The organism is Polaromonas sp. C04 (assembly GCF_002002705.1).
Classification (GTDB): domain Bacteria; phylum Pseudomonadota; class Gammaproteobacteria; order Burkholderiales; family Burkholderiaceae_C; genus Rhodoferax_A.
The window spans coordinates 88,293-98,554 of record NZ_MUNS01000040.1 but is presented as its reverse complement, the minus strand read 5'-3'; the positions used below and the strand labels follow the sequence as shown (position 1 = coordinate 98,554).

The window sequence follows — 10,262 nt, the reverse complement described above, 5'->3', positions numbered from 1 at the left end:
GTGCGACTGGTATGATGCGCCGTTTATAGCCGGCAAAGAAAATCGCGTTGATCAGCTCCGACTTGCCGCGCGAAAACTCGCCCACGAAGGCGACCATGACCTTGTCGGTGCGCATCCGGCCTTCGATCCGAGTCGACAACTGCTATCGGCCAGGGCGGTTATGTAGGGGCACAAACCGGGTGCGGAGGCGATGGCTTGCGATGTGCTCGGCCGGGGGATCAAGGGCTTGCGCGCTTGATGCTGCTGCTGACTGATCCGCGAGATCCGATCTTATTGAGACCTCCATAATTCATGACATCACCAAAGCGTAGCCTGCATCCAGCAAGCGGCGATGATCGAAGGGCGCTTCTGGGCACTCTTGAGCTTGTTGCGCGCGGTCGCGTGCAACTCGCTCAGGTTGTTGGGGCGGTAGTTGACCAGGGCATGGCGTTTGAGCCAGGCCCACAGGTACTCCACAGGGTTCATGTCCGGCGCGTACGATGGCAGGAATACGATCTGGATGTGTCCGGCCAGGCTGCCCAGATACTCGCGCACCAAACGACTGCAATGTGCTTTCAAGCCATCCCAGATGGCCAGCAGCGGCTGCTTCAAGTGGGCCTTGAGCGCTTTAAGGAATCGGGCGATCTCTTCCTTCTTGATACTGCCCTCGTGCAGCCGGAACAGGCAGTTGGTGCGCGTCAGGCCCGCGATGACCGAGACGTGCGTCCAGTTGAAGTGAAACTGGATGCTGGGCGTGTACCCCTTGGGGGCCCAAGTGCGTACCCGGGTCGGGCGCCCGCTGATGCCGGACTCGTCTACAAAGACAATCAGCCGGCCTTCTCGTTGGGCTTTTTTTTAAGACTGGGCCAAGCGCGTCGTTTCCAGCTGCACACGGCACCTCATCCCGTTCGACAGCCCGCTTCTCGGGCTTTTGCGGGCCGAGGCCGAGTGCGCCCAGGATGCGCCAGACCTGCGTCTGGCCAAAGCGAACGCCGTGCATGCGTTCGATGACAGCTCCCACACGCTTCCGGGCGCCCCCGCTCGGGCACCTCTCGCAGGGCATCAATGCCACCTACATCGAGCAGCCGCTTCCATGTGTACACGGTCTGCCGGGCCGCCCCACAGCCAAGGCCACCTCGGCGCAGCTCTTGCCTGCCAGCAGCATCCGACCCGCCTTCAATCGCTTCTTCGCTGCCTCGCTCAATCGTTTTTGCATCACGCCAATATTCTCCAATAATGCTACTGGAGATATAACGATCAAGTTGCTCAACGGTTGTCATGATTTACGGAAATGTCAACAGTTCCTCGACCGTCTCCGGCGCGGCGGTCGACCCCGTTGACTTTGGTGAGAAGTACACGGGCCAACCGCAAGTAGCCGGAGGATCTTTCAAGAACTGTCTCAGCTGCGACAGTTCGCATGAGAGCATGCGTGTCGGACGGCAGCGGCTCCCCCATCATCTATTTGTGTCCATTTTGGAGAGTTCGAATGAGTTTGACATATTGGAGCCCCCCCTCAAACGATAGCGTCGGACCCAATGCCTGCAAGCTTACTTTAATGTATGAAAGTGAGTCGGCGAGGCATTGTCGGGATGCTTCCTGTGAAAATCTACCATGGTCGTTTGTTGGCGCACGTGCAGCCGGATCTGCTGGACAAGAAGCGAGGGACAGCACGCTGAAAATCGAGCTGACGCTTCCCGTTCTGGAGCCGGTGCCGCTTGCGTTGCGCAAGCGCTATCCGACCTTTTCCGACGGCGAGTGCCTGCTCCGAAACGCGGTTGGCAGCGATAAGGTCAATAAGGTGGGTCAGATTTTTTCCGTAAGTCCAGACTTGGCCTATCAGTGCGAACAGCCCAACTGCACCACCCGATGGCCCGGTTTGACCCGTGCGACGGCTCTCCCTTCCTCTTGAGGAATGGAATGTATTTCGCTCACAGTACACCACAAGCAATTCCGGAAATTTCTCCGTTGCGTGAACAATCCAGTGAACCGCTAACATAAGAAAGTCATCATGATTTATTGTTATTTTTTGCGTTTCGTCGCCACACTGTGCTTTGTTGCTTTGACGGCCGCTCAAGCCAGTGCCGCCGATCTGACGAAAGTGAAAATGGGCTACTATACCGGCATAACCGATGCCCCGTTTTTCGTCGCCGACGCTAAAGGATTCTTCAAGAGCAATGGTGTCGATGTGGAAATGATACCTTTTAGCAGTGGCCCCGCAATGGTTTCTTCGTTGCTCAGTGGCTCAACACCCTTCGTTGACGGTGGCGGCCCCTTAGTAACCTTTCCGCAAGTTGCAAAGGGATTCAAAATAAGAGGCGTGGTTAACGTCTGGAAGGACAACTACCTCAGTCTGATTGGCCTCGCCAGTTTGGCGACGCCCAATGCGGGGAAACCGTATCCCGCGCCCATTTTGGACCTGCGTGGCAAGCGCATTGGCGTTATTGCTTTGGGATCACATGTGGCAGCCGTCGTTGAGCGTATGCTAAAGGATGCTGGACTGAGCGTCGGGCAGGATGTCACCTTGATTGGCGTCGGCAGTGGGCCGACCGCGATTGCAGCTTTTAATGCAAAAACCATCGACGCCTACATATCGCTTCCACCTATGACTCAAACTCTCGACGCTATGGAGCCCGGGTCGTACAAGGAAATCTTGCCCGCAAGCCAGTTCCCTCCTCACTTGAAATGGCTCTTTACGACTCACATTGCAACCACTCAAGACTATGCGGAGAAGAATCCTCAAGTTGTGCAGGCCTTTTGCCGAGCAGTGCGGCAGAGCATGGAATGGATGAATGTGTCCGAGAACTTTCAACCCACATTAGCTGCAATAGAGAAGCGGCTGCCCGGATATCCCCCTGGAGTCTTAGCCGCTTCACTCAAAGCAATGCTACCTCACATGGCTGTTGGTGAAGGTCAGACGGGCCTTTTCACGCCTGAAAATATGAGCAACGCGAACGAGTTGTTGATAAATAAGGGCATCGTCAACCAACCCATAACCTCCTACGCATTAACCCCATGTCAATAAAACCTGCTATGAATACTGGTGACTGGGTGTCGACTAGGGTTGAGTCCAGATTGCATCTGGCGGCTGTTTCGCCGATTGCTGATGAATCTAAAGCCATGGTCGAAATCGAAGGGGTGCACTATGGATATGGTGACACGCTTATTCTAAAAGACATTCATCTGGCCATCCCGCAAGGCCAATTTGTTGCGTTGGTCGGTGTTAGTGGGTGCGGAAAGACAACACTGCTCAATTTAGTTGCCGGGCAGTTTCCAGGAATGAGCGGACAGATCTCAATCGCTGGGCAACGTATAAAGGGGCCACGATTATCCACCGGCTACATGTCGGCGAGGGATGCGCTTATGCCATGGCGTACGGCACTTGACAACGTCGCCTTCGGCTTGGAATTGCGCGGTGTATCCAAAGGTGCTCGGCTAAGCCGCGCGAAGGATTGGTTGGCCCAGGTCGGGCTTATCGGCTCCGAAGGAAAATACAGGAATCAGCTGTCGCAGGGAATGCGCCAGAGAGTGGCATTTGCCAGAACACTCGCCATTGATCCAGATCTAGTGCTCCTCGATGAGCCATTCGCAGCGTTGGATGCGCAGACGAAAGAAGAGTTGCAGCCGAAATTCCTGCAGCTATGCGAAGGCGGCGGCAGGACGGTGATTCTCGTCACGCACGACATCAACGAGGCCATCAGTATGGCAGACCGCGTTGTAGTACTGAGCAAGGGGCGTGGCATTTCATTAGACCAGCCCGTCGTCATTCCTCGGCCGCGCAACATTGCTGACTTGATTGATGTGCCTGAGTTTCGGGATATCCGTCACCGCGTCAGGGAAGCCCTATTCTCTTGAGAAGAGTACTATGAAGACAGATTCGGAAAACATTACGTATAGTGCCCCGGTTTCGGGGAAACGACATACTCGTTCGCGCACCTATATTCTTTTCGCGCGTGCGCTTGTCATCGTTGCACTGTGCCTGCTCTGGGAGTTTGCTGCGAGAGCTGGCTACGTCGATCAGCGATATGTCGGGCGGCCGAGTTTGGTGCTAACGGCTCTGGTCCATCAACTCGCTGACAATAACTTCTGGGCGAATGCCGGATCTACTATCGCGGCCACACTACTGGCTTTCGTGATTGGGTCAGCGGCCGGCGTCATCGCCGGCCTGTCGTTGGCGGCACTACCAACGATGGATGCGATCTTGGACCCAATCATAAGCGGTTTGAACAGTATCCCACGGGTTGCTCTTGCGCCGCTGTTCATTCTATGGTTCGGAATCGGAATCGAATCCAAGGCATTTGTCGGCGTCAGCCTCGTTTTCTTCATCCTATTAGTTACGACGAGATCGGGCCTCAAGAACGCCGACGTCGATCTCTTAACAATGTCACGCATGATGTGCGCCAGTACGTTCCAGACTTTTATGAAGGTGGTGCTTCCCATTTCGCTTCCTTCGATATTTTCAGGATTGCAGCTTGCAGTAATCTACTCGCTACTCGGTGTGGTTGTATCCGAAATGATTGCCTCACAAAGAGGCCTCGGCGTCGTCGTTGCCCAGTACACTCAAACCTTCGCCATTAACGAGACATTCGCTGTTCTGATCATCCTCGGGCTATTGTCAACGGCGCTTGCAGCAGCAATTACAGCTATTGAAGCCTACGTACTTCGCTGGCAGATGCCATAGTGAGATTCTGGGCTTCTGGGTTTTTCCGCGGTTTCTCGGACAGTTTGCTTTGCCAGTTGCAAGGTTAATCGATCTGCATGGTGGTTGAAACGGGTCGAGCTGCATCGCCAGCGCGCTGGCGATGCAGCTCGGCGAACCGAGCCGACGGGATGCGTCCGATGCTGCCGTAAGGTCTTACCTCGTTGTGGTACTGCCGCCAGATCGATGTGGCGCTCCTGGCCCGGTGCAGCGTCTCGAACCAGTGCTCGTTCAGGAACTCGTCGCGCAGCCTTGCGTTGAAGCTCTCGATGTAGCCGTTCTGCATTGGACGTCCCGGCTCGATCAGGATGTGCTCACGCCGTGGCTTTGCGCCCACGCCATGAAGGCCTTGCGGGTGAACTCAGGGCCGTTGTCGGTACGCACCGCCAACGGGTGCGTTCAATGAGCTTCAGCACAGTATCGTCGTTCAGGCCGCCATTGGCGGCGACAGGGCGATAGTAGAAGGTGCTGTGCGGCAGAGATCACCTGGCACCTCCGTCGGATGGAGCAGGCTTGGGTGATGATCGTGTCGCTCACGAGGCGCAGGCGTGGAGTTTTTTGACCAGCTCCATGGTGAGCTGGCCGACCTTGCGCTCCAGTGCCGCAATCTTGGCTTCGTATTCAGCGACGACAGACGCCTCGGCCTCTTTGCAACTGAGCTCGCCACGGTCGTACTGCGTCAGCCACATCTGGATCAGGTTGGCTGACAGCGTGTACTTCTTTTATGCATCGCGCCGCCTCGAATCTCCTGACACAGCTGAATTTTGAACTCCAGCGAATGACGCCGGTACGGACCTCTGGATGGCATGACCTTCTCCTTTTATTGAAGGCCCAGCCAGCGTATCAGTTCATCCTCTCCCTCTGGTCCGGCTGCAGGGGTTCACTCCAAGGGTAGGGCAATATTCAATCGGCGCTAACAGTGGAGAGCTTCATCCCCTCTCACTCTGGTGGTGGTCATTCGACAATGCGGCGCGAAGAACGGGTATGGCATTGCGCATCCGGTCGAACTGATCATCGGGCACGTACGGTTGTGTCCGATCAGCACCGATGCTCTGGGCATCGGGTTCGATCTGCAGTTCGACCATAACAAGCTGCGGCTCGGTGAGCAGCCTCGGCAGCGCGGCCTGGAGTGCACTAAAACTCGTGAAAGTGAAACTCCGCGTGTACCCGGCGGCGGAAGCGACTGCCGCGAACTCGCACCGGGGGGAGCAGCCAGGTCTCGTCATGTTGACTGCACCGTTGAATTGGACTGCATTGTTGATGACAACGTGGATCAACCAGGCGGGACGAGCGCTCGCAACGCTCACCAACCCGCCCAGTTCCATGAGAAGGCTGGCATCGCCATCGACGGCAATGACGGGGATGTCGGGGCGCGCAAGCGAGATCCCCAGTGCGAGGCACACGGCTCCGCCCATCAGAGGAACCGAGTCGATTCGCCGATGCCTATCTCCCAGCTCGTCGAATGCGAACATCGCAGACATCGTCGAGACAAGCACCGAACGAGGTGCATGCGAATTTCTGGTAGCGGAAATCGCGCCGCAGGCTTCCATCAGGTTCATAGTGTAATTCTTCCGAGCGTCAAGCCCACGTTGTGTAGCGTCCAACCAGAACCGCTGCAGCGCCGCCGGCCTTGTTTGTGTGAGCCAACGCGTGATCCAGGGACGCCAGTTGATTGTCGTCATCAAGCGCCCAGTAAGGAACGTTGCATGCGTCAAGAATCGGCTCCGTCAGGCGCACGACGTTGCGCTTCGACTCCCGGGTGGAATGCCCCATGTTTTCCTGTTCACGGCCGAATTGGCCGACGAGAAACACCAACGGAATGCGTGCGTCGATGCATATTGCGCGCAGGCTGTTCAATCCTTTGTGCAACCCTTGGTTCTGCACCATCAGGATCGGATGGCGTCCACCCAGATAGAGACCCGCTGCTGTTGTGATCGCCTGATCCTCTGTGCAGGTGAAGATCTGCCGGATTCCGTCGGCGCCACTCTGCAGGCGCTCGTGTACGGAGAACTGCACGAAGTCCGGCACAGTCACCACATCGCTAACTCCCGCTGCCTTCAGTCGAAGGCAAACGCCGCTTGCGCTGGGTCCAAGAGCATCGCTTGGGCCGCCCCACCCGGTAACGCTCATGCGAATTCTCCTGTGAATGAAATGTCACCCATTCTGATGCAAAACCCCCGGGCCGGAGCGCATCGAATTTGCACCAATGTCATCGAGTGGACAGTTCCATCGACGCTCTGTCCTCGTGGAACGACAGGGTTCATACCGGAGAGATCCTTGCGTCTTCGCGGATCAAGTCGGCCGCCTTCTCGGCGATCATGACGGTCGCTGCGTTCGTATTGCCCGACACGATCGCCGGCATAATTGACGCGTCGACGACTCGCAGCCCGGCGACGCCGCGCACGCGCAGACGCGGATCGACGACTGCGAGGTCATCGGAGCCCATGCGGCATGTCCCACATTGATGGTAGGCGGAGAAGGCGTACTGCCGAGCTGCTTCGAGCCACTCGTCGTCTGTGCACACGGCGGCACTCGGCTGGAGTTCTCCCGCGACGAGGGGTGACAGCGCGGACGTCGACACCAGGCGCCGCACCAGCTTCGCGCCTTCCACGGTGAGTCGCTGGTCGTACTCTGTCGCGAGGTAGTTCCCGCACATCGCCGGCGCTTGGATCGGATCGCGCGAGCGGATCCATAGTCGCCCGCGGCTCGTTGGTCGCATCGGGTAGAACAGGAGTGTGAACCCTGGGAAGGGATGCGGAACCGAGCCACGTTCGGGCGCACTTATCGTGCTCAGGAAGACCTGGATATCGGGCGTCTTCGACTCGGGCAGCAGTCGAGTCATGGCCGCGGCCGACATGACGCCAACCGCGAGCGGCCCGGTTCTGAAGAGCAGGTAACGCAATCCGGTTCGAGCCTTCGACCAGATCGTATGCAGTTCGTCGTTCGTAGTGACCGGTTTCGTGCATCTGTACACCAGCCGAAATGCGAGGTGATCCTGCAGGTTCTCGCCAACCCCGGGCACGTCGGCGATCACCGGAATTCCATGCTCTGCCAGCAGAGCTGCAGGACCGATTCCGGAGAGCTGCAGCAGCTGCGGCGATTGCAGCGCACCCGCTGCGAGGATCACCTCCTTTGCGGCAGAGGCGGCCGATTCGATGCCGTGCCTTCTCCACTGCACGCCCGTCGCGCGCCGTCCCTCAAAGGTCACCGCTGTTGCGTGCGCGTCGGTCAGCACAGTCAGGTTCGGACGGCTGCGTGCCGGCCGCAGGTAGGCCACCGACGTCGAGCAGCGCCGGCCGTTGCGGGTCGTGATCTGGATGTACCCTGCACCTTCCTGCACTGCACCGTTGAAATCGTGGTTCGGCGGAATCCCCAGCCTCATCGCAGCGCGAATGAATGCGTCGCCGAGCTCGCCCCGGTTGGGAACATCCGACACCCATAGGGGCCCGTTCCCGCCGTGCAGTTCACTGGCTCCGCGCGAGTTCCGCTCCGATTTCACGAAATAGCGCAATGCCTCGCGCCTGTTCCATCCTGTCGCCCCGAGCCGCTCCCACTCGTCGAAATCTTCCGGTTGCCCGCGCACGTGGATCATTCCGTTGATTGAGCTCGATCCCCCCAACGTCCGACCCCGCGGCCAATTGATTTTGCGGCCATTCAGGGACGGATCAGGCTCGGTCCAGAAGCGCCAATCGAACTTCTCGTGATGCATCGTCTTGCCATATCCGATCGGCACATGGATCCACGGATAGCGATCCTCTGGACCCGCCTCGAGCAGCAGGACCTTGGAGAGCCCGTCCTCGGTGAGCCTGTTGGCGAGCACACACCCGGCCGAGCCTGCTCCGACAATCACGTAGTCATAGGTCGTGTTCATGTTCACGCTTTGAGTTGAAGGTTGTTCGCGCCAGCAGTGTCTCGACCGGCGGTGTTCATCGGTGCCCGCTTCTTGCGGTCGCGCAAATCCACGATCCCTGGCTCGTGCTGCGGATCGTCCCGGCTCGACAGGATGTTGTGCTTCTGGATCTTCTGGGTGCCCGTCTTCGGAATCTCCTCCTTGAAGAGGATCCATCCGGGCGCCTTATAGTAAGCGAGCCTTTCGCGGCAGAAATCATGGACGTCCGACGCGATTTCCGTCCGACGCGCATTGTCCAGAACCTGCGCGCGCACTCCCGCCTTCAGGACAACGCAAGCCAGTACCTCTTCTTCGCGCAATTCGTCCTTCACGGCGAGGACGGCAGCGTGCTCGATCAGCGGATGCGTCAGCAGCAGTGCTTCCACTTCGGCGGCGGCGATGTTCTCGCCGGACCGGCGGATGATGTTCTTGCGCCTGTCGACGAAGTGCAGCATACCGGTTTCGTCTTTCACCACGACGTCCCCGGTGTAGAACCAGCCGTTCCTCCAGGCAGATTCCGTTGCCACAGGATCGTCGAGGTACTCGGTGAAGAAATCTTTGCGCGGCTGCGCAACGGAATGGCGTACGACCATCTCTCCGGGAACGCCAACGCCCACTTCGTGGCCTGCGTCGTCCATCACCTTCACCTGCAACCCTGGTACGGCCTTCCCGAATGCACGTGAGCCGACACAACGCGGTGAGACGTTGTCGGCAAGCACGCGAACGATCTCGGTCATGCCCCAGATCTCAAGCAGGGGAAAGCCGAACCGCTCTTCGAACTGCGCATGCAGTTGCGGCTCGACGCCCGCCCCGAAACCGAAGCGCACGGCGTGCATCCGATCCAGGTCGGACTCCGGCTGATTGAGCAGGAGAGGGACGATCACTCCGAGGTAGTGGATGATGGTCGCACGGGATTCCCTCACCTCCTGCCACCAACGCGACGGCCGGAAGCGATCGCTTTGAACCTGGCAGCCGCCGGTCAGCAGCATGCAGAAGAACGACAGGACCGAGGCATTGACGTGGTAAAGCGGCAGCGCGTTGTAGAGGCGCTCGCTACGCCCTCGAACCTCGGCCAGGTGCCCACGGTTTGCGTACCACGCCCCGGCAGCCAGCTCATACCTGTGGGAGAGAACGCAACCTTTCGGCCGACCGGTGGTGCCTGACGTGTACAGAATGCTGGCCGGTGTGCTAGAGCGGACAGCGTCCGTCCCACGTCGCCGGCGCGGGGATCGCAGCGAGGGCTGGAACTGACCAATGTCCACCAGTACTGGCTTTTCACACGTCATCATCAGCGTGGACTCGACAGCCGTGCGCCGGATCGACAGCAGCACCATGAGGTCAAGCTTGGCGTGGTCGATCAGGTACGCAAGTTCCGAGGCCCGGTATTCCTGGTTCACGGGAACGCAGCAAGCCCCGATCGCGTTCAGCGCCAGCTTGTGGACGAAGTGCTCGGGTCGGTTGTCCAGGAAAAGCCCCACGCGATGTCCCGGGCCATACCCCGCCGCCACGTATTGACGAGCCAGCTCTTCGACGGCCAACGCACCGTCCTGGTACGTGAGTTCGTACCCCAGCGTGTGGTAGTCCCGGTTCGGGTTCGGGGGTGCTTCCACCAGCGGCAGCTCCCCGAAGACGTCGGCGGCCCGGCGCAGTGCCGTTCCGATCGTTTCCTCCTCTCCGAAGGGGATCATCATCCCTCCA

The 10,262-nt window shown here is 58.6% G+C and carries 8 protein-coding genes and 2 pseudogenes; 3 read left to right on the top strand and 7 right to left on the bottom strand.

Annotation, left to right across the window (positions count from 1 at the left end; translation table 11 throughout):
- Positions 1-297 precede the first annotated feature (297 nt).
- Positions 298-1,198 (bottom strand): annotated as a pseudogene (locus B0E49_RS20345) (IS630 family transposase).
- A gap of 789 nt (positions 1,199-1,987) precedes the next feature.
- On the opposite strand from B0E49_RS20345, the gene B0E49_RS16395 reads away from it, so the two are divergent.
- The 3 genes from B0E49_RS16395 to B0E49_RS16385 are packed head-to-tail and all read left to right on the top strand — an operon-like array spanning position 1,988 to position 4,657.
- Positions 1,988-3,001, top strand: coding sequence for an ABC transporter substrate-binding protein (locus B0E49_RS16395; protein ID WP_077563389.1), 1,014 nt, complete (start codon positions 1,988-1,990; stop codon positions 2,999-3,001).
- Positions 2,992-3,831 (top strand): ABC transporter ATP-binding protein, encoded by an 840-nt coding sequence (locus B0E49_RS16390; RefSeq protein WP_077563387.1) that lies wholly within the window; start codon positions 2,992-2,994, stop codon positions 3,829-3,831. The genes B0E49_RS16395 and B0E49_RS16390 overlap by 10 nt, the downstream gene beginning before the upstream one ends.
- 10 nt (positions 3,832-3,841) lie before the next feature.
- A complete protein-coding gene (locus B0E49_RS16385; protein WP_168175077.1) occupies positions 3,842-4,657 on the top strand; it encodes an ABC transporter permease in 816 nt (271 codons plus the stop codon).
- 64 nt (positions 4,658-4,721) lie between these two features.
- Here B0E49_RS16385 and B0E49_RS16380 read toward each other — a convergent pair.
- The 6 genes and pseudogenes from B0E49_RS16380 to B0E49_RS16355 all read right to left on the bottom strand — a co-directional run.
- A pseudogene (locus B0E49_RS16380) lies at positions 4,722-5,071 on the bottom strand (integrase core domain-containing protein); the annotation flags it as partial.
- 137 nt (positions 5,072-5,208) lie between these two features.
- The gene (locus B0E49_RS20755; protein WP_217349257.1) at positions 5,209-5,364 is read right to left on the bottom strand and encodes a hypothetical protein; all 156 of its coding nucleotides are present in this window, start codon (positions 5,362-5,364) and stop codon (positions 5,209-5,211) included.
- 240 nt (positions 5,365-5,604) lie between these two features.
- On the bottom strand, positions 5,605-6,234 hold the full coding sequence (locus B0E49_RS16370; protein WP_168175076.1) for a thiamine pyrophosphate-dependent enzyme: 630 nt from the start codon (positions 6,232-6,234) through the stop codon (positions 5,605-5,607).
- A gap of 19 nt (positions 6,235-6,253) precedes the next feature.
- Positions 6,254-6,805, bottom strand: a complete 552-nt coding sequence (locus B0E49_RS16365; protein ID WP_077563380.1) for a thiamine pyrophosphate-binding protein — start codon at positions 6,803-6,805, stop codon at positions 6,254-6,256.
- A 130-nt stretch (positions 6,806-6,935) separates the two neighbouring features.
- Positions 6,936-8,546, bottom strand: coding sequence for a GMC family oxidoreductase (locus tag B0E49_RS16360; protein WP_077563378.1), 1,611 nt, complete (start codon positions 8,544-8,546; stop codon positions 6,936-6,938).
- Between the two features lie 2 nt (positions 8,547-8,548).
- The gene (locus B0E49_RS16355) at positions 8,549-10,255 is read right to left on the bottom strand and encodes an AMP-binding protein (RefSeq protein ID WP_077563377.1); all 1,707 of its coding nucleotides are present in this window, start codon (positions 10,253-10,255) and stop codon (positions 8,549-8,551) included.
- Positions 10,256-10,262: the final 7 nt, after the last annotated feature.

Excerpts from the sequence above, each read along its gene's own strand:
- B0E49_RS16395 (WP_077563389.1), top strand. The coding sequence starts at position 1,988 with ATGATTTATTGTTATTTTTTGCGTTTCGTCGCCACACTGTGCTTTGTT.
- B0E49_RS16355 (WP_077563377.1), bottom strand. The coding sequence starts at position 10,255 with ATGATGATCCCCTTCGGAGAGGAGGAAACGATCGGAACGGCACTGCGC.
- B0E49_RS16360 (WP_077563378.1), bottom strand. The coding sequence starts at position 8,546 with ATGAACACGACCTATGACTACGTGATTGTCGGAGCAGGCTCGGCCGGG.
- B0E49_RS16385 (WP_168175077.1), top strand. The coding sequence starts at position 3,842 with ATGAAGACAGATTCGGAAAACATTACGTATAGTGCCCCGGTTTCGGGG.
- B0E49_RS20755 (WP_217349257.1), bottom strand. The coding sequence starts at position 5,364 with ATGTGGCTGACGCAGTACGACCGTGGCGAGCTCAGTTGCAAAGAGGCC.
- B0E49_RS16365 (WP_077563380.1), bottom strand. The coding sequence starts at position 6,805 with ATGAGCGTTACCGGGTGGGGCGGCCCAAGCGATGCTCTTGGACCCAGC.
- B0E49_RS16370 (WP_168175076.1), bottom strand. The coding sequence starts at position 6,234 with ATGAACCTGATGGAAGCCTGCGGCGCGATTTCCGCTACCAGAAATTCG.
- B0E49_RS16390 (WP_077563387.1), top strand. The coding sequence starts at position 2,992 with ATGTCAATAAAACCTGCTATGAATACTGGTGACTGGGTGTCGACTAGG.